The sequence below is a fragment of the Streptomyces sp. NPDC002671 genome, assembly GCF_053592475.1.
The window spans coordinates 250224-268740 of record NZ_JBSFVU010000003.1 but is presented as its reverse complement, the minus strand read 5'-3'; the positions used below and the strand labels follow the sequence as shown (position 1 = coordinate 268740).

14 protein-coding genes and 1 tRNA gene are annotated in these 18517 nt (G+C 70.8%); 4 read left to right on the top strand and 11 right to left on the bottom strand.

The window, feature by feature from the left end; genetic code table 11:
* Positions 1–249: 249 nt before the first annotated feature.
* The gene (locus tag ACWD35_RS06065) at positions 250–378 is read right to left on the bottom strand and encodes a DLW-39 family protein (RefSeq protein ID WP_221886882.1); all 129 of its coding nucleotides are present in this window, start codon (positions 376–378) and stop codon (positions 250–252) included.
* 348 nt (positions 379–726) lie between these two features.
* On the opposite strand from ACWD35_RS06065, the gene ACWD35_RS06060 reads away from it, so the two are divergent.
* The 3 genes from ACWD35_RS06060 to ACWD35_RS06050 all read left to right on the top strand — a co-directional run bounded on the left by ACWD35_RS06060 (position 727) and on the right by ACWD35_RS06050 (position 2668).
* Positions 727–1125, top strand: coding sequence for a DUF6344 domain-containing protein (locus tag ACWD35_RS06060; protein ID WP_451349933.1), 399 nt, complete (start codon positions 727–729; stop codon positions 1123–1125).
* 146 nt (positions 1126–1271) lie between these two features.
* Positions 1272–1895 carry a UTRA domain-containing protein gene (locus tag ACWD35_RS06055; protein WP_451349932.1) on the top strand — a complete coding sequence of 208 codons (624 nt, stop codon included), beginning with the start codon at positions 1272–1274 and terminating at the stop codon, positions 1893–1895.
* On the top strand, positions 1892–2668 hold the full coding sequence (locus ACWD35_RS06050) for a glycosyltransferase family 2 protein (RefSeq protein ID WP_451349931.1): 777 nt from the start codon (positions 1892–1894) through the stop codon (positions 2666–2668). The genes ACWD35_RS06055 and ACWD35_RS06050 overlap by 4 nt, the downstream gene beginning before the upstream one ends.
* 33 nt (positions 2669–2701) lie before the next feature.
* Here the strand turns inward: ACWD35_RS06050 and ACWD35_RS06045 are convergent, their stop codons facing one another.
* Together ACWD35_RS06045 and ACWD35_RS06040 are read right to left on the bottom strand one after the other, a co-directional pair.
* Positions 2702–2902 carry a ferredoxin gene (locus ACWD35_RS06045; RefSeq protein ID WP_451350068.1) on the bottom strand — a complete coding sequence of 67 codons (201 nt, stop codon included), beginning with the start codon at positions 2900–2902 and terminating at the stop codon, positions 2702–2704.
* Positions 2903–2985: 83 nt separating this feature from the next.
* Positions 2986–3456, bottom strand: a complete 471-nt coding sequence (locus ACWD35_RS06040; RefSeq protein ID WP_451349930.1) for a hypothetical protein — start codon at positions 3454–3456, stop codon at positions 2986–2988.
* Positions 3457–3939: 483 nt separating this feature from the next.
* Between ACWD35_RS06040 and ACWD35_RS06035 the strand changes: the two genes are divergently transcribed.
* Positions 3940–8106 carry an nSTAND1 domain-containing NTPase gene (locus ACWD35_RS06035; RefSeq protein ID WP_451349929.1) on the top strand — a complete coding sequence of 1389 codons (4167 nt, stop codon included), beginning with the start codon at positions 3940–3942 and terminating at the stop codon, positions 8104–8106.
* A gap of 252 nt (positions 8107–8358) precedes the next feature.
* On the opposite strand, the gene ACWD35_RS06030 is transcribed toward ACWD35_RS06035, so the two are convergent.
* The 8 genes from ACWD35_RS06030 to dnaN all read right to left on the bottom strand — a co-directional run bounded on the left by ACWD35_RS06030 (position 8359) and on the right by dnaN (position 18393).
* Positions 8359–8435 (bottom strand) — tRNA-Ile (locus tag ACWD35_RS06030).
* An 89-nt stretch (positions 8436–8524) separates the two neighbouring features.
* Entirely contained in the window at positions 8525–9259 is a 735-nt protein-coding gene (locus ACWD35_RS06025) for a DUF3566 domain-containing protein (protein WP_451349928.1), read from the bottom strand.
* Between the two features lie 18 nt (positions 9260–9277).
* Complete coding sequence (gene gyrA, locus ACWD35_RS06020; RefSeq protein WP_451349927.1) at positions 9278–11875, bottom strand: DNA gyrase subunit A; 2598 nt, start codon at positions 11873–11875, stop codon at positions 9278–9280.
* 42 nt (positions 11876–11917) lie between these two features.
* Positions 11918–13999: a DNA topoisomerase (ATP-hydrolyzing) subunit B gene (gene gyrB / locus ACWD35_RS06015; RefSeq protein WP_451349926.1), complete on the bottom strand. Its 2082-nt coding sequence runs from the start codon at positions 13997–13999 to the stop codon at positions 11918–11920.
* A 438-nt stretch (positions 14000–14437) separates the two neighbouring features.
* On the bottom strand, positions 14438–15001 hold the full coding sequence (locus ACWD35_RS06010) for a DUF721 domain-containing protein (RefSeq protein WP_451349925.1): 564 nt from the start codon (positions 14999–15001) through the stop codon (positions 14438–14440).
* On the bottom strand, positions 14998–16119 hold the full coding sequence (gene recF, locus ACWD35_RS06005) for a DNA replication/repair protein RecF (RefSeq protein WP_451349924.1): 1122 nt from the start codon (positions 16117–16119) through the stop codon (positions 14998–15000). The genes ACWD35_RS06010 and recF overlap by 4 nt, the downstream gene beginning before the upstream one ends.
* 62 nt (positions 16120–16181) lie before the next feature.
* Complete coding sequence (gnd, locus tag ACWD35_RS06000) at positions 16182–17057, bottom strand: phosphogluconate dehydrogenase (NAD(+)-dependent, decarboxylating) (protein WP_451349923.1); 876 nt, start codon at positions 17055–17057, stop codon at positions 16182–16184.
* Between the two features lie 205 nt (positions 17058–17262).
* On the bottom strand, positions 17263–18393 hold the full coding sequence (gene dnaN, locus ACWD35_RS05995; protein WP_451349922.1) for a DNA polymerase III subunit beta: 1131 nt from the start codon (positions 18391–18393) through the stop codon (positions 17263–17265).
* Positions 18394–18517: the final 124 nt, after the last annotated feature.

Sequence of the window (18517 nt, the reverse complement as noted above, 5' to 3'; positions counted from 1 at the left end):
CGCACCAGCACCCCCAGCCGCTCCGCACCACGCAACCGCACCGAACCCGTCACCCGGACCGTGGCCCATCCTGCCCCGCGCACCGGTGCGCCATCCGGGCAATGCGTGCGGCCGTCCGAAACGCCCGCCCTCTCGGGACCGCAGTCAGCGGGCGCCACCCGGGGCCGTACACCACCCACCGGAGCCCGGCAACACGAAACCCCGGCCGCTCGGGCGACCGGGGTCTGTGTCAGTTTCTGGTATCGGCACTCACGAACCGGTGGACACGGAGTCGGTGGCTTCCGTCCACAGATCCTGCTCGGCGCGATCCGCCTGGATCTGGCGGTACACGAGGAGCCCGCCGATGGCGGCCAGTGCGACCAGGAGGAGCTTCTTCACCGCGCGACCTCGTCTTTCCTTGACGTAGTGGACCTCTGGCGCCCGACTATACACACCGGCCGATATCGATCGGTGACCTGCGTCGGGGCCCAACTCCCGCCTCCGACAGCGCAATAGGCCAGGTCGACGGCGTTTCGACCGGAGGGTGATCACACCCGCACGGACGGTTAGTTTGCTCCCCCTTCGCTCCTCCTCACCAGGTTTTGAGCGTTTCCTTCCTCTTTTGCACCCATCCGAGTGGTGTTGATCTGAACATCGACGCGCCACGAGCGTGGGTCCACCACTTCGCGATCCCCATACACATCATGAGGAAAGTACGCAAATCGCCCAACCTGAAAGTGAGGGGCCATGACCGAGAACAAGGTCATGAAGCTGTGGACCGCCATCGTCACCGCCTTCCTCGCGCTGTGCACGGCGCTCGGACTCGTCACCGCCGCCACCGCCACCGCGACGGCCGCACCCCGGACCGAGAACCCGAAGAGCGACAGCACCCCGCACCGGACGGTCCCGGCGATCCCGCAGACGCCCTACTGGTCCTGGTACTGGTCCCATGCCACGGCCCTGCCCCCCACGATCAAGCAGCGCATCGGGGCCGAGGCCCACGGAAAGTCTCCGAGCTGCCGGCACCGGCCCAGCAACGAGAACCTCTCCGAGCCCCTCAACGAACCCCTCAACGAACCCCTCATCGAGACGGAAGCCGAAAGCGCCGGGTCCCTGTCCCAGTCCACGGCCCCGCTCGACTGCTGACCGCCCGCACGCGCGCGACACCGCGGACTCGACACCACGGCGACTTGCGTACGCAGCACATCAGTCGAGTCGACACGGAACGACCCCCGGCCGGGCCCGGCCGGGGGTCTCGCGCGTTCTGGAGCCGCTGGTCATAGGCTGAAGCCGTGCCCAAGGCATACGAAGAGAAGGGGTGCGGGGCGATCGCCCCGCGCACCCAGGCCGTGCGCGACAACCGGCGCCACCAGTGGGAGAAGGACCGGGTCCGCAAACTGCCGGCCGTCCGGTCCTCGACCGGCGCGACCGAGCACGAGACCGGCCTGGCCACGGGTGACCTCGTCTTCCTGGCGCGGTACCGCGAGACCGGGGCGTCCAGGGAACTGGCGGAGCTCTTCGGGGTGCCCGCGGGCACGGCTCTCCTCGAACGCCGCTACCGCACCCGGCACGCCGCCGAGACGGCCCCCTTCAGCCTCGTCACCTCCTACCTCCCGCGTTGCGTGGTGGCACCCAACCCCGACCTCCTGGACGCCTCGAACGAGCCCTGGCCCGGCGGCACCCACCATCAGCTGTCCACCGTGGGCGTCGAACTCGACCGCATCGAGGAGCGGTTCACGGCGCGTCCACCGACGCCCGAGGAGACGCGGGAGCTGGAACTGCCCCCGGGCGCGCCGGTGATCGCACTCCGCAAGACCTCGTACGACACCGGCGGCCGGGTCGTCGAGGTCTCCTACGTCGTACTGCCGGGCGACCGTACCGAGTTGCTCTTCACCACTGCTCTGGAAAGGTGGTGAGTGCCGCCGTGACCCGGCGCATCACCGTTGTCACCGCTGTCCACGGCCCCTCCGCCGGATTCCTGCCGGAGGCCTACAAGTCGCTGTGCGAGCAGCGGCTCCCGGACGGCTGGGACTGGGAGTGGGTGATCCAGGAGGACGGCAGCACGGACGACGTCCGCCCGTACGTCCCGGACGACGAGCGGGTGACCTTCCGCCAGGGGCGTCCGGGCGGGCCCGGCGTCGCCCGGACGATCGCGCTGGCGCACGCCTCGGGCGCGTACGTGAAGGTCCTGGACGCCGACGACCAGCTGCCGCCGGGCACGCTCGCCCGCGACCTGGCCGTGCTGGAGGCGGACGGCACGATCGGCTGGACGACGTCCCGGGTGCTCGACCTGCTGCCGGACGGCTCGACCGTCGGCTTCCCCGGCGACCCGGACGAGGGCCCCGTCGAGCGCGGTGCCGTGCTCTCCTTCTGGAAGGAGAACGGGTTCCGCGCCCAGGTCCACCCGGCGACCCTGTGCGTCCGCCGGCAGCTGCTGACCGCCCTGGGCGGCTGGATGGCCCTGCCGGCCTCGGAGGACACCGGGCTGCTGCTGGCGCTGAACGCGGTCAGCCGTGGCTGGTTCTCGGCGGAGGTCGGCCTGCTGTACCGCAAGTGGGAGGGGCAGGCCACCGGCCAGGCCTCCCACGTCGACCCCGCCGAACGCACGGCCCGCATGGCGGTCGCGGAGGCCAGGGCCCGGGCACTGGCGAACTTCGGCTGGCGCTACACGGCCGGCACCGACGACTGAGGCGCCGGCTCCGTCTGCTCCGCGGCTCCTCGGCTACTCGGCGACGGCGATGGCCTGCGAGGGGCACTTCTCGGCTGCCTCCCGCACCGCTTCCCGCACCTGTGGATCGTCCCCGGCCGCCTCCCGGCCGGGCCGGACGACGCCGTAGCCGTCCTCGAACGCGAACACGGACGGAGCCCGGTGCGCGCACTCGGCGGAGCCGTAGCAGAGATTCCGGTCCACGGAGACCTTCATACGTCCCTCCGGCATGCGTCCCTCCGGTCAGCTCGGGGCCTTCGAGGACGTAACTGCCCTGCGGACCGCTCGCCGAACCGGCGTCAGCGCCCGTCCCCGGCCACGGAGAGCCAGTGGGCGACCCTGCGGACCGTCGGTTCGCCGAGCCGGTCGGCCATCTCGCGGACCGCCTCGCCGTCCTCGGGGGTCAGCTCGTACAGGCCCGCCCTGCTCAGACCGGCCAGGAGCACCTGGTGCCGGCGGTCCGTCATGCGTTCCGCGAGCCGGGCCGGCTCCCCCGGGCCGTCCGGGGGCGGTTCCGGCGCGGTGGCGCGGGCCTGGGGGCCGCAGGCGTCGAAGCGGTGCCAGTCGCCGTCCTTCGGGCCCCACAGGGCGACGGTCGCCTCGTCACCGCGCGCCCGTACGGTCTGGGTCATGTCCCCGACGGCGTACAGCACGGGCCCCCGGTCGGGGGACTCCGCGCCCACCGCCCAGGAGTCCCGGGAGGGCTGGTAGAACATCGCGACCCAGCGCGGTGCACCGGGCGGTCGCGGGCACGGGGGACGCTTCTCCATGGCACACACCCCTTCTCACCCCATGGGCGAACGGCAGGCGGGCCGGAACCTTAACTGACGGCACGTCAGATTTCCAGGGCGAGACAGGGCGACACAGGGCACTGCAGGGCGAGACCCCTGTCCGTCCGGCACCGGTCCCTCCCCACGCGGGGACCGGTACCGGACGGTACGGGGCAGTCGACTCATGCCAAGTCGGCGAAACGGGCACGAATCGAACGAATCATGGATCAAATGACCTGCGTCATACGCTTCGACGGATGTTGACCGAGAACCTTCGGCGCCATGGGCTGCCTCTTTGAGCGCTGAGCCGGTGGTCTGTCCAGACGGTGCGTGACCGCTCTGCCACTGCGTCGAAATCCTGCCACCTGTTTTCGCCGACGAGGAGATTCCGGTCTCCGGTCCTGGGCTAATCCGCAGGTCAGGCGTATAAGGTGAGTTTTCCGGTCCGGACGTCCAGCTGCGGGGGAAGTAAGGGGTGGGACCTTGAGTTCCGACTCAGGGGCACGCACAGCCTTCGCCGAGCGCCTCGCGCTGCTCTACAAGGAGGCCGGGAACCCTCCTCTCAAGAGCGTGTCCGAGGGGGTCGTCCGGCTGCAGCGGGTCGACGAGCGCGGGCGCCCCGTCCGCGTGTCCGCCCAGCGCATCAGCGACTGGCGGCGGGCCAAGAACGTTCCCGCGCAGTTCACCGCCCTCGCCGCGGTCCTGCACATCCTGATACCCGAGGCGCGGCGCGCCCGGCCCGTCCCGGTCTCCAGCGGCCTGTACGACCTGGCCCACTGGCAGCGGCTGTGGGAGCGGGCGGTGGCCGACCCGGCCGGCGAGCGGCCCGCACCGGCCGAGGCGGAGACCCCGGCAGCGGCGGCCCAGGCCCCGCCCGTCACCGGCGGCGTGTGCCCCTACCGGGGCCTGTCGCCGTACCGCCAGGAGGACGCCCGCTGGTTCTTCGGCCGGGAGCGGAGCACCGAAGCCCTCGTCTGCCAGCTCCACGCCGCCGGGAAGACGGGCGGCCTGGTGATGCTGGTGGGCGCCTCCGGAGCCGGAAAATCGTCGCTGCTGAACGCCGGCCTGGTGCCCGCCGTACGCGACGGCGCCCTGACGGACCACGGCCACGGTGCCGACCTGGCCGGAGCGGACCCCGCCGAACGCACCGCTGCCCCCACCGCCTCCACGGAACCGACCGACCCGAACGTTCCGAACGACCCGGCCGATCGCCCCGGCGCCGTCCTCCAGTTCGTCCCCGGAGCCGATCCGCTGGCCGAGCTGACCCGGTGCATACCCGAGCTGGCCCCCGTCGCCGAGCGCGCGCGGGAGGCCGAGCTGGCGGCGGCGGAGAACCCGGCGGCGCCGGGGGCGGACAGCCCGGCGACCGGCCGTGCGGTACGGGCGGCCCTGCGGGAGTGGGCCCGCCGCGAGGCACCCGCGGACGTGCGTCCGGTCGTCATCGTGGACCAGTTCGAGGAGACGTTCACCCTCTGCGCCGACGAGGCGGACCGGCGTACCTTCATCCAGCTCCTGCACGCCGCCTGCACCTCGCCCGGCGCCTTGGGCGAAGGCGCCCCCGTGCTGGTGGTCCTCGGCATCCGTGCCGACTTCTACGAGCAGTGCCTGCGCCATCCCGAGCTCGCCGACGCGCTCCAGCACCGGCACATGGTGCTCGGCCCGCTGACCACCGCGGAGCTGCGCGAGGCGGTGACCGGCCCGGCCAAGGCCGTCGGGCTGGAGCTGGAACCGGGGCTGGCCGAGCTGATCGTCCGCGAGGTCAGCGCTGACGGGCCGCGCGGTGGGGGTACCTCCCATGCCTTTCGGGCTATGGGGGAGCACGACGCCGGGGTGCTCCCGCTGCTGTCGCACGCCCTGCTCGCCACCTGGCAGCGCCGCAAGGCGGGGAAGCTGACGCTGGCCGGATACCGCGCGGCCGGCGGCATCCAGGGCGCGGTGGCGGCGACCGCCGAGCGCGCCTGGTCCGGCCTGGACCCCGCCGCCCGTACGGCCGCGCGGCTGCTCCTGCTGCGGCTGGTCCGGCTGGGCGAGGACACGCAGGCCACGCGCAGGCGAGGGACGCGGCGCCAGCTGGCGGCGGAGTCCACCGACCCGGGCAAGACGCAGGAGTCGCTCGAAGCGCTGGTGCGCGCCCGGCTGGTGACGCTCGACGCGGAGACGGTCGAGATCACCCATGAGGCGCTGCTGCACGCCTGGCCGCGGCTGCGGCACTGGATCGTCGAGGGCCGCAACGACCACCTGCTGCGCCAGCGGCTGGAGGAGGACGGCCGGGCCTGGGAGGACTCGGGCCGCGACAGCTCGCTGCTCTACCGCGGCTCCCGGCTGGAACAGGCCCGCAGCTGGGCCGGCTCGGCAGGCGACACCTATCTGACGCGCGGCGCGATGGAGTTCCTGGCCGCCTCGGTACGGCTGCGCAGGCGCACGGTGTGGATCAGCCGGGGCGCGGTGGCGGTCGTGATGGCCCTCGCCGTCCTCGCGGCGGGCTCGGCGGTGCTCGCCTGGCAGCAGCGGGACGACGCCGTGTTCGCGCAGGTGCTCGCCGAGGCCGACCGGGTGCAGCACACGGATCCGTCGCTGGCCGCCCAGCTAGACCTGGTGGCGCACCGGCTGCGCTCGCACGACAAGGGCACCACCAGCAGGCTGCTCTCGATCGTGAACGCGCCGCTGGCCACCCCGCTGCTCGGCCACACCGGCGCGGTCTACCTCACCTCCTTCAGCCCCGACGGCCGCACCCTGGCCACCGCCAGCTACGACCGGACCGTCCGCCTTTGGGACGTACACGACCCGAGCCGGCCCAGGCCGCTCGGGAAGCCGCTCACCGGCCACACCAGCTGGGTGTCCAGCGCGGTCTTCAGCCCGGACGGGCACACCCTCGCCAGCGCCGGCGACGACGGCACGATCCGGCTGTGGGACGTGCGCTCCCCCGCGCGGCCGTCCCCGCTCGGGAAGCCCCTCACCGGCCACACGGGCACCATCTACCTGGTCGCGTTCAGCCCCGACGGGCGCACGCTGGCCTCCGTCAGCGAGGACCGCACGGTCCGGCTGTGGAACGTCTCCGACCCCGCCCGGCCGACGCCGCTCGGCGTGCTGCGCGGCTCCTCGGCCGCGATGCGCTGCGTGGCGTTCAGCCCCGACGGGCGCACGCTCGCGGCGAGCGGCGACGACCAGACGATCCGCCTGTGGGACGTGCACGCCCCGGGCCGGCCGAAGCGGCTGCCCCCGCTGCTGAAGGGCCACACGGACCTCGTGCACTCGCTGGCCTTCAGCCCGGACGGGCACACGCTCGCCTCCGGCAGCGCGGACGACACCATCCGCCTGTGGGACGTGACCGACCCGTCCCGCGCGGCGGCGATCGGCGGCCCGCTCACCGGTCACACCGGTCCCATCTGGTCGGTGGCCTTCAGCCCGCGCGGCGGCATGCTCGCCGCCGCCAGCGCGGACAGCACGGCCAGCCTGTGGAACGTCAGCGACCCGGCGTCGCCCTCGCAGGTCGGCGAGCCGCTCGCGGGCAGCAGCGGCGAGATGTACGCCCTGGGGTTCAGCCCGGACGGGCACACCCTCGCCACCGGCAGCGGCGACAGCAAGGTCCGCCTGTGGTCGGTGCCGACGTCGGACATGATCGGCCGCGGCGGAGCGTTCCGCCGGGACGGGAAGGTGCTCGCCACCGCCGGGCGCGACGGCCGCATCCGGCTGTGGAACGTGACCGCCCCCGGCCGGCCCGTGCTGCTCGGCGAACCGTTCATGCGCGCGGACGGCGGCCAGCGCGCCATGGTGTTCTCCCCCGACGGCCACACCCTCGCCGTCCTCACGGGCAACCGCACGGTGTACCTGTGGGACGTACGCCGGCCGGCCCGTCCCGAGCCGCTCGGGCACCCCCTGGCCCTGCGGACCCGGTTCATGGGCCCGGACGCGCTGGCCTACAGCCCGGACGGCCGCACCCTGGCCACGGCCTACGACGACCGCACCATCCGGCTGTGGAACGTCACGGACCCCGCCCGCGCCGTACCGCTCGGCCCGCCGCTCACCGGCCACCGCGGCTACATCAACGCCCTCGCCTTCAGCCCGGACGGCCACACGCTCGCCTCCGGCAGCGCGGACAGCACCGTCCGCCTGTGGAACGTGACGGCCCCGGCCCGCGTCGTACCGCTCGGACGGCCACTCACGGAGCACTCCGGGCCCGTCAACGCGCTCGCCTTCAGCCCGGACGGGCACACCCTCGCCTCCGGCAGCGACGACGACACGGTCCGCCTGTGGGACGTCACCGACCCGGGTGCGGCGAGCCCGCTGGGCTCCCCCCTCACCGGCCACACCGAGGCGGTCACCTCGCTCACGTTCAGCGCGAGCGGCAACACCCTGGCGAGCGGCGGCGACGACAACACGGTCCGGCTGTGGAACGTCACCCGCCCCTCCGAGGCCACACCCATCGGCCAGTCGATGAGCCCGAACGCCAAGGCCGGCAACTTCCTGTCCTTCAGCCCGGCCAGCAACGTGCTCGGGGTGTCGAGCGGCACCGACACGGTCCGCCTGTGGAGCCTGGACACCGAGCAGGCGATCCGTCACATCTGCGCGGTCACCCCGGACGTCCTGACCCGGCAACGGTGGCACGAGTACCTGCCGCGCCTGTCCTACGACCCCCCGTGCGACGGATAAGCGCTGGAGAAACGGTGGAGGAACCACGGCCGATTCGACGATGATCGGCCAACAATCCCGAATTCCGCCGGACTTGGCCCCATGCCTCAGGCAACCTTGTTACCCTTGGCCATAGCCCGATCGCTGGTGCATCCCCCGTCGCCAGCGGTCGGGCCTTTTGCTGCCCACTTCTCTGCCCGCCGCACGGCCTTCCGCACGGCTCTCCGTACATGCCGAAGACCCCCGGTCCTGCTGGACCGGGGGTCTTCGTACTGGTGGGGCTAACAGGATTTGAACCTGTGGCCTCATCCTTATCAGGGATGCGCTCTAACCAACTGAGCTATAGCCCCGCCGCGCTTTGCGGTATGTGTCCCGCGCGCTGACTCCTGAAGATTAGCGCACGACCACGTCAGTCCCAAAATCGGTTGTCGGGGGACCGTCATTCGTCCTCGGCCAGGGTCAGCTCCACGCCGCCCACGAAGCCCGCCGAGAGGTTGTAGATGAACGCGCCGAGCGTCGCGAGCGCCGTCGCGAGGACGACGTCGATGACCGCGATGATCGTCGTGAACATCAGGACGTGGGGGAGGGAGAGGAACGACTGGAGGTCGAAGCCGTTCGCCTCGTTCGAGCCCGTCGCCTCCGAGATCGTGCCGCCGACCGTCGAGAAGACGCCCATCGCGTCCATGACCATCCACAGCACCGCCGACGCGACGATCGTGCAGATGCCGAGCGCGATGGAGAGCAGGAAGCTGACCTTCATCACCGACCACGGGTCGGCCTTGGCCACGCGCAGCCGCGCCTTGCGGACGCGGGGCGTGGTGCGCGCCCCGGTGCGCGGCCGGCGTACGCCGGCCGGCTCCTGGGCCGGATAGGCCTGCGGCGGGTGGTACGGCCCGGCGGGCTGCTCCGGGCGCCGCTCCCCGGGCAGCGGGGACGTGGACCGCCCCTCGGCCGGGGCCATGCCCGGCTGGATCTGCGGGCCTCGGGTGTCCGTCACAGTTCCCCCCTGGGATCCATGCGCCTCGGTTGCGGGAGTGCCGGCCTGGCCTGCGTCGACCTTGCGCAGCTGCGTCGTGTGCGAATCCGTCGCACGCGCGGCGGAGCCACGGCCGCCGCCGTCCGTTTCCGTACCCGTGGAGGTACCGGCCGATCCGGCGCCCGTGGCTCCGCTCACGATGACTCTCTCCTCGTGCTACTCGGCCGAGGGCGCCTCACCCTCGTCCGTGCCGGTGGTCGCGGCATCCTCGGCGGTCTCGTCCACGGGCTCATCGCCGTCGACCTCCTCCGCCTCGCGCCCCGCCTCGGCGTTACGTGCGATACCGACCACGGCATCGCGCTTGCCCAGGTTGATCAGTTGGACGCCCATGGTGTCACGGCCCGTCTCCCTGACCTCGTTGACTCGCGTACGAATCACACCGCCGGACAGGGTGATCGCGAGGATCTCGTCGTGCTCCTCGACAATCAGCGCGCCGACGAGCGAACCACGGTCCTCCACGATCTTGGCGGCCTTGATGCCGAGGCCGCCGCGGCCCTGGACGCGGTACTCGTCGACGGCGGTCCGCTTCGCGTACCCACCGTCGGTGGCAGTGAACACGAACGTACCGGGTCGGACCACATTCATCGAGAGCAGCTCGTCGCCCTCGCGGAAACTCATGCCCTTCACACCCGAGGTGGCACGGCCCATCGGGCGCAGGGTGTCGTCCGAGGCGGTGAACCGGATCGACTGCGCCTTCTTGCTGACCAGCAGCAGGTCGTCCTCGGCCGAGACCAGTTCGGCGCCGATCAGCTCGTCGTCCGAACCGTCCTCCCGCTCGCGCAGGTTGATGGCGATGACACCGCCGGAGCGCGGCGAGTCGTAGTCCTTCAGCGGCGTCTTCTTCACCAGGCCGGACTTGGTGGCCAGCACCAGGTACGGCACCGCCTCGTAGTCGCGGATCGCGAGGATCTCGGCGATCGCCTCGTCCGGCTGGAAGGCGAGCAGGTTCGCCACGTGCTGGCCGCGCGCGTCCCGGCCGACCTCGGGCAGTTCGTACGCCTTCGCCCGGTACACCCGGCCCTTGTTGGTGAAGAACAGCAGCCAGTGGTGCGTGGTGGAGACGAAGAAGTGGTCGACGATGTCGTCTTCCTTCAGCTTCGTGCCCCGCACGCCCTTGCCGCCACGCTTCTGCGCCCGGTAGTCGTCCGTCTTGGTCCGCTTGACGTAGCCGCCGCGCGTGACCGTGACGACGATGTCCTCCTCGGCGATCAGGTCCTCGATGGACATGTCGCCCTCGTACGGGATCAGCTTGGTCTTGCGGTCCTCGCCGTACTTCTCGACGATCGCCGCCAGCTCCTCGCTGACGATCCCGCGCTGGCGGACCGGCGAGGCGAGGATCTCGTTGTACTCGGTGATCTTCGCCTGGAGCTCGTCGTGCTCCTGGACGATCTTCTGGCGCTCCAGGGCGGCGAGCCGGCGCAGCTGCATCTCGAGGATCGCGTTCGCCTGGATCTCGTCGATCTCCAGCAGACCCATCAGGCCCGTGCGCGCGATCTCGACGGTCTCGCTGCGCCGGATCAGCGCGATGACCTCGTCGATGGCGTCCAGGGCCTTCAGCAGGCCGCGCAGGATGTGCGCGCGCTCCTCGGCCTTGCGCAGCCGGAACCGGGTCCGGCGGACGATGACCTCGATCTGGTGCGTCACCCAGTGGCGGATGAACGCGTCCAGGGACAGCGTGCGCGGCACGCCGTCGACCAGCGCCAGCATGTTGGCGCCGAAGTTCGTCTGCAGGTCGGTGTGCTTGTACAGGTTGTTCAGGACGACCTTGGCGACCGCGTCGCGCTTCAGGACGATCACCAGACGCTGGCCCGTACGGGACGACGTCTCGTCGCGGACGTCCGCAATGCCGCCGATCTTGCCGTCCTTCACCAGGTCGGCGATCTTCTGCGCCAGGTTGTCCGGGTTCACCTGGTACGGCAGCTCGGTGACCACCAGGCACTGGCGGCCCTGGATCTCCTCGACCTCGACGACCGCGCGCATCGTGATGGAGCCGCGCCCGGTGCGGTACGCCTCCTCGATGCCCTTGCGGCCCACCACCAGGGCGCCGGTCGGGAAGTCCGGGCCCTTGATGCGCTCGACGAGCGCGTCCAGCAGCTCTTCGTGCGTGGCCTCCGGGTTCTCCAGGTACCACTGGGCGCCGGCCGCGACCTCGCGCAGGTTGTGCGACGGGATGTTGGTGGCCATGCCGACCGCGATACCGGCGGAGCCGTTGATCAGCAGGTTCGGGAAGCGGGAGGGCAGGACGGTCGGCTCCTGGGAGCGGCCGTCGTAGTTGTCCGTGAAGTCGACGGTCTCCTCGTCGATGTCGCGGACCATCTCCATCGACAGCGGCGCCATCTTGCACTCGGTGTAGCGCATGGCCGCCGCCGGGTCGTTGCCCGGAGAGCCGAAGTTGCCGTTGGAGTCCACCAGCGGCATCCGCATCGCCCACGGCTGGGCGAGGCGCACCAGGGCGTCGTAGATCGAGGAGTCGCCGTGCGGGTGGTAGTTGCCCATGACGTCGCCGACGACGCGGGCGCACTTGTAGAAGCCGCGCTCGGGGCGGTAGCCGCCGTCGTACATGGCGTACAGCACACGGCGGTGGACGGGCTTGAGGCCGTCCCGGACGTCGGGCAGCGCACGCGAGACGATGACGGACATCGCGTAGTCGAGGTACGAGCGCTGCATCTCCGTCTCGAGCCCGACGGGCTCGACACGCTGGACGGTCTCGCCGCCCTCAATCTCGGGAGTGCTCGGGGTGTTCTCGTCGGCCATTGCTGGTGAAGATCCTTCCTGGTGCGGTCAGCTGAGACCGACTCAGATGTCGAGGAAGCGGACGTCCTTGGCGTTGCGCTGGATGAACTGGCGTCGGGCCTCGACGTCCTCGCCCATCAGGACCGAGAACAGGTCGTCGGCCTGGGCGGCGTCGTCCAGCGTGACCTGACCGAGGACTCGGTGCTCCTGGTCCATCGTGGTCACGCGCAGCTCCTCGGCGTTCATCTCGCCGAGGCCCTTGAAGCGCTGGATCGAGTCCTCCTTGACGCGCTTGCCGCGCTGGCGGCCCAGCTCCAGCAGGGCGTCGCGCTCACGGTCCGAGTACGCGTACTCGACCTCGTCCCGACCCCACTTGATCTTGTAGAGCGGGGGACGGGACAGGAACACGTGCCCGGCCTCGACCAGCGGCCGCATGAAGCGGAACAGGAAGGTCAGCAGCAGGGTGTTGATGTGCTGGCCGTCGACGTCGGCGTCCGCCATCAGGATGATCTTGTGATAGCGGAGCTTCTCGATGTCGAAGTCCTCGTGCACACCGGTGCCGAAGGCGGAGATCAGCGCCTGGATCTCCTGGTTCTGCAGGATCTTGTCGATCCTGGCCTTCTCGACGTTGAGGATCTTGCCGCGGATCGGGAGGATCGCCTGGTACTGCGGGTTGCGGCCGGACTTGGCCGAACCGCCGGCGGAGTCACCCTCGACGATGAAGATCTCGCACTTGGTCGGGTCGTTGGACTGGCAGTCCGACAGCTTGCCCGGCAGGGACGCCGACTCCAGCAGGCCCTTGCGGCGGGTCAGGTCGCGCGCCTTGCGGGCCGCCACGCGCGCGGTGGCCGCCTGGATGCCCTTGCGGACGATGTCCGCCGCCTCGACCGGGTTGCGGTCCAGCCAGTCGTTGAGGTGCTCGTAGACCGCCTTCTGCACGAAGGTCTTGGCCTCCGTGTTGCCCAGCTTGGTCTTCGTCTGGCCCTCGAACTGCGGCTCGCTCAGCTTGACCGAGATGATCGCGGTCAGACCCTCACGGATGTCGTCACCGGTGAGGTTGTCGTCCTTCTCGCGCAGCAGCTTCTTGTCGCGCGCGTACTTGTTGATCAGGCTCGTGAGGGCCGCGCGGAAGCCCTCCTCGTGCGTACCGCCCTCGTGGGTGTGGATGATGTTCGCGAAGGAGTACACACCCTCGCTGTAGCCGCTGTTCCACTGCATCGCGACCTCGAGGGACAGGCTCTTGTCCCTGTCCTCGGCCTCCAGGTCGATCACCGTGGGGTTGACGGCCTCTCCCTTGCGGGAGTTGAGGTACTTCACGAAGTCGACGATGCCGCCCTCGTAGTGGTACGTGACCGCCTTGACCTCGGCGCTCTCGTCCGCGCCCGCCTCGTCCGCGCCGCTGGTGGCCTTCGCCGACTCGCGCTCGTCGGTGAGTTTGATCGTCAAACCCTTGTTGAGGAACGCCATCTCCTGGAAACGCCGCGACAGCGTCTCGAAGGAGTACTCGGTGGTCTCGAAGATGTCGGGGTCGGCCCAGAAGGTGACCGAGGTGCCGGTCTCGTCCGTCGCCTCGTGCTGGTCGAGCGGGGCCGTCGGGACGCCGAGCTTGTAGTCCTGCGTCCAGCGGTGGCCGTCGGTCCTGATCTCGACGGCGACCTTCGTGGACAGCGCGTTCACGACGGACACACCCACACCGTGCAGACCGCCGGAGACGGCGTAACCGCCGCCGCCGAACTTGCCGCCCGCGTGCAGCACGGTGAGCACGACCTCGACGGCCGGCTTGCCCTCGGAGGGCACGATGCCCACGGGGATGCCACGGCCGTTGTCGACGACGCGCACGCCGCCGTCGGCGAGGATCGTCACGTCGATCGTGTCCGCATACCCGGCCAGCGCCTCGTCGACCGAGTTGTCGACGACCTCGTACACCAGGTGGTGCAGACCGCGCTCGCCGGTGGAGCCGATGTACATGCCGGGCCGCTTGCGGACCGCGTCCAGCCCTTCGAGCACGGTGATGGCGCTGGCGTCGTAGGAGGCGGAGGCTGCGCCCGAGTCTGCGGCCTCGCCGTTCACGCCGGCGTCGGTGGACGGGATGTTCTCGTTGGGGTTGCCGGAATCGGCCACGAAGCGCCCTTTCTGGCACAGCACGAGCCGGGCTCTTCGGCAGGTTGCCGGAGCGGCTGCGGCATGTTGCGTTGGTCAGCCTTGATCAGCGTTGCTCAGCTTTTCCCGGGCGGTCCCCACGATTGGGGCGGGATTACGTTCCAGTCTACCGGTAGCGCCGACAGTGATGGGGGTTTGCCGGTACCTGAGTCCCCATGTGCCGCCCTCAACCGGTCTCGGCCGGGTCCCGATATACGGAAGGGGGCTTCAAGCGGCTCACAGCGGCACTCAGCGCTTCGAGCCGTCAACCCTTGGCTACTCCCGGGTCAGATGGCGATCCACACCTGTGTACGACGGTGTGCCAGGCCCGGAACGCGCCTGTGCACGGGGATGGAACCGCACCGCACTTGGGCAGGGGTGACGTGAGGTACGTCACCCGTACCTCACGTGCCTTCGGGGGGCCTTAGGGGTCTTCGGGGAGGGTCAGCCGTACGTGTCGCCGGGCCCTGTGCTCCCCGGAGCGCGCAGCGGGCCGTAGCGGCGGGCCGGGCCGCCGGGGCCCTGCACCTTGAGCAGCCGGACCCTGCCGTGGCCGAGGTCCTCGTTGAGGCGGGCGACCAGCGTCGGCGCGAGCAGCCGCAGCTGGGTCGCCCAGGCCGTGGAGTCACAGCTGACCGTGAGCACGCGCTCGTCCTCGTCGTACCGCTGCGGCACACAGTGCTTGGCCAGGTCCGCCCCGACGATCTGCGGCCAGCGGCCCATGACCCCGCCCACCGCGGCCGGGGTCTCCCAGCCGCGCTCGGTGATCAGCCGGTTGATCGCGGAGCCGAGCGCCATCGGGTCGCGGCCGTCGGCGCGCGCGCCGGAGCGCAGACCGCCGCCGCGCCGGGCCTGCTTCTTCTGCCGCGCCGCATCCCCGCGCGCGCGTGCCTGCTCCTTCGCGGCGCGCAACGCCACGCGCGCGAGGTCGACACCGGAGGGCTCGGGCGCCTTCCCGGGCTCCTTCGGGTTCCCGGTGGCCTTCGGGGTGGGTTCCTCGGTACTCATACGCGCTCCACCGTCCCGTCGGCCACCGCGTACCGGGCACCGGCCAGTACATGGGGTACGTCGTCGTCCACGGCGGCGGTGACCAGCACCTGCTCACCGGGCGCGACCAGCTCGGCCAGCCGCTCCCGTCTGCGCGCGTCCAGCTCGGCGAAGACGTCGTCCAGGATCAGCACCGGCTCGTTGCCCTCCGCGCGGAACAGGTCGTACGAGGCCAGGCGCAGGGCGAGGGCGTAGGACCAGGACTCGCCGTGGGAGGCGTAGCCCTTCGCGGGCAGCTGGCCGAGTTTGAGAATCACATCGTCCCGGTGCGGGCCTATCAGGGTGACGCCCCGCTCGATCTCCTGCTTGCGCGCCTCCATGAGGGCCGCCATGAGCTGCGCGTACAGGTCCTCGCGCGTGTGCGCCTCGCCGGGCGCGGACGGCCTGTACTCCAGCGCGACCGGGCCGCCGCCGGGGGCCAGCTGCTCGTACGCCTTGTCGGCCAGCGGCTGCAGCGCGGCGATCAGGTCCAGGCGCTGGGCGAGCAGCTCGGCGCCCGCGCGCGCGAGGTGCTGGTCCCACACGTCGAGGGTGGAGAGATCCATGGAGCGCCCGCCGTGCCGCCGCGCGAGGGCGGCGGTCTTGAGGAGCGTGTTGCGCTGCTTGAGCACCCGCTCGTAGTCCGAGCGCACCCCCGCCATGCGCGGGGCGCGGGCGGTGATCAGCTCGTCCAGGAAGCGGCGCCGCTCACCGGGATCGCCCTTGACCAGCGCGAGATCCTCGGGCGCGAACAGGACGGTCCGTACGATCCCCAGCACGTCCCGCGGCCTGACCTGCGAGGACCGGTTGATGCGGGCGCGGTTCGCCTTGCCGGGGTTCAGCTCCAGCTCGATCAGCTGCTGCCGCTCGCCCTGCCTGACCTGCGCCCGGATGACGGCCCGCTCGGCGCCCATGCGGACCAGCGGGGCGTCGGAGGAGACGCGGTGGCTGCCGAGCGTGGCCAGATAGCCGACCGCCTCGACGAGGTTGGTCTTGCCCTGGCCGTTCGGGCCGACGAAGGCGGTGACGCCCGGGTCCAGCGGGACCTCGACCCGGGCGTACGAGCGGAAGTCGGCCAGCGAAAGATGCGTGACGTGCATGGTCGTTTCGCCGACCTCCCCCGGGGTTGTGGATCGCGGAGGCGACCCTGTGGATCTGTGGACTACTTCTTCTCTACGGCGTGGCCGCCGAACTGGTTGCGCAGCGCGGCGATCATCTTCATCTGTGGCGAGTCCTCCTGGCGGGAGGCGAACCGCGCGAACAGCGACGCGGTGATCGCGGGCAGCGGGACCGCGTTGTCGATCGCGGCTTCCACAGTCCAGCGTCCCTCACCGGAGTCCTGTGCATAACCGCGCAGCCCGTCCAGGTGCTCGTCCTCGTCCAGCGCGTTGACCGCGAGGTCGAGCAGCCAGGACCGGATGACGGTCCCTTCCTGCCAGGAGCGGAAGACCTCACGGACGTCCGTGACGGAGTCGACCTTCTCCAGCAGCTCCCAGCCCTCGGCGTAGGCCTGCATCATCGCGTACTCGATGCCGTTGTGGACCATCTTCGCGAAGTGGCCCGCGCCGACCTTGCCGGCGTGCACCGAGCCGAAGTCGCCCTCCGGCTTGAGCGCGTCGAAGACCGGCTGCACCTTGGCGACGTTCTCGGCGTCGCCGCCGTACATCAGCGCGTAGCCGTTCTCCAGGCCCCAGACGCCGCCCGAGACGCCGCAGTCGACGAAGCCTATGCCCTTGGCGGCCAGCTCCTCGGCGTGCTTCTCGTCGTCCGTCCAGCGGGAGTTGCCGCCGTCCACGACCACGTCGCCGGGCTTCAGCAGCTCAGCCAGCTCGTCGATCGTGGACTGGGTGGGCTCACCGGCCGGGACCATCACCCAGACCACGCGCGGACCGCTGAGCTTGCCCACAAGCTCTTCCAGGCTGTGGACATCCGCGAGGTCGGGATTGCGGTCGTATCCGACGACGGTGTGGCCCGCGCGGCGAATCCGCTCGCGCATGTTGCCGCCCATCTTGCCGAGTCCGACGAGACCGAGCTCCATCAGTTGTGTTCCTTAGGGTCGCTGGTGGCGTTCGGGGCACCTTCGTGCCCGGGGTCCGAGCCTAATCGCGACCCTTCGTGCACAGCTGTGGGCATACGCGCTCACCTGCGAAAACGCCCGCCGCCGGCAAGCGACCCAACCCCCGCCCAGCAACAGCGCCGGGCACCCTCAAGGCACCCGGCACTGTGCACAGCTGTGGAAAACGTCAGCCGCTCAACCGCACCGGCATGATCAGGTACTTGTACGCGTCGTCGGCTTCGGCATCCACCGCCGGCTTCCCGCTCAGCAGCGCCGGCTTCGTGGACGTCGTGAACGACAGCTGCGCCACCGGGGAGTCGATCGCGCTCAGACCGTCCAGCAGGAACGTCGGGTTGAAGGCGATCGAGATGTCGTCGCCCTCCAGCTGCGCGTCGACCCTTTCCACAGCCTGTGCGTCGTCGCTGGACCCGGCCTCCAGGATCAGCACGCCCTGCTCGAAGCTCAGCCGCACCGGGGTGTTGCGCTCGGCCACCAGGGCCACACGCTTGACGGCCTCCACGAAGGGCGCGGTCTCGATGACGGCGACGGAGTTGAACTCGGTCGGGAACAGCGTGCGGTACTTCGGCAGGTCACCCTCGAGCAGCCGCGTGGTCGTACGACGCCCCGCGCCCTCGAAACCGATCAGGCCCTCGCCCGCACCCGAGCCGGACAGCGCCAGCGTGACGCTGTCACCGGCACCGAGGGACTTGGCGGTGTCCAGCAGCGTCTTGGCCGGGACCAGGGCGACCGCGGAGGCGTCCGGGTTCTCCGGCTTCCACAGGAACTCGCGGACCGCGAAGCGGTAGCGGTCGGTGGAGGCCAGGGTGACCGTGTCGCCCTCGATCTCGATGCGCACACCGGTGAGCACCGGCAGCGTGTCGTCACGGCCCGCGGCGATGGCCACCTGGGAGACGGCGGCGGCGAAGACCTCGCCGGGCACGGTGCCCGTCGCGCTCGGCATCTGCGGCAGCGCCGGGTACTCCTCCACAGGCAGGGTGTGGAGGGTGAAGCGGGAGGAGCCGCAGACCACGGTCGCCCGTACACCGTCTGTGGAAATCTCCACCGGGCGGTTGGGCAGGGCACGGGAGATGTCGGCGAGCAGACGGCCGGAGACGAGGACGGTGCCCTCCTCCTCGACCTCGGCGTCGACGCTCACCCGCGCGGACACCTCGTAGTCGAAGCTCGACAGGCTCAGCTGGCCGTCCTCGGCCTTCAGCAGCAGGCCGGCGAGGACAGGCGCCGGCGGACGGGCCGGAAGGCTGCGTGCCGCCCAGGCCACTGCCTCCGCGAGTACGTCGCGTTCCACCCGGATCTTCACCGTAAGCCGCCTCCTGCTGTTGCTACTGAGTCCTCCGACTCGGTGTCACCGCCCACTGCGGAGGGAAGGACACCGGGGACCAGTCTGACGCACCGCACTGACAGTAGGTGCCCGTCGGGGTCAA

Excerpts from the sequence above, each read along its gene's own strand:
- ACWD35_RS06060 (WP_451349933.1), top strand. The coding sequence starts at position 727 with ATGACCGAGAACAAGGTCATGAAGCTGTGGACCGCCATCGTCACCGCC.
- ACWD35_RS06045 (WP_451350068.1), bottom strand. The coding sequence starts at position 2,902 with ATGAAGGTCTCCGTGGACCGGAATCTCTGCTACGGCTCCGCCGAGTGC.
- ACWD35_RS06040 (WP_451349930.1), bottom strand. The coding sequence starts at position 3,456 with ATGGAGAAGCGTCCCCCGTGCCCGCGACCGCCCGGTGCACCGCGCTGG.
- gyrA (WP_451349927.1), bottom strand. The coding sequence starts at position 11,875 with ATGGCCGACGAGAACACCCCGAGCACTCCCGAGATTGAGGGCGGCGAG.
- ACWD35_RS06010 (WP_451349925.1), bottom strand. The coding sequence starts at position 15,001 with ATGAGTACCGAGGAACCCACCCCGAAGGCCACCGGGAACCCGAAGGAG.
- recF (WP_451349924.1), bottom strand. The coding sequence starts at position 16,119 with ATGCACGTCACGCATCTTTCGCTGGCCGACTTCCGCTCGTACGCCCGG.
- gnd (WP_451349923.1), bottom strand. The coding sequence starts at position 17,057 with ATGGAGCTCGGTCTCGTCGGACTCGGCAAGATGGGCGGCAACATGCGC.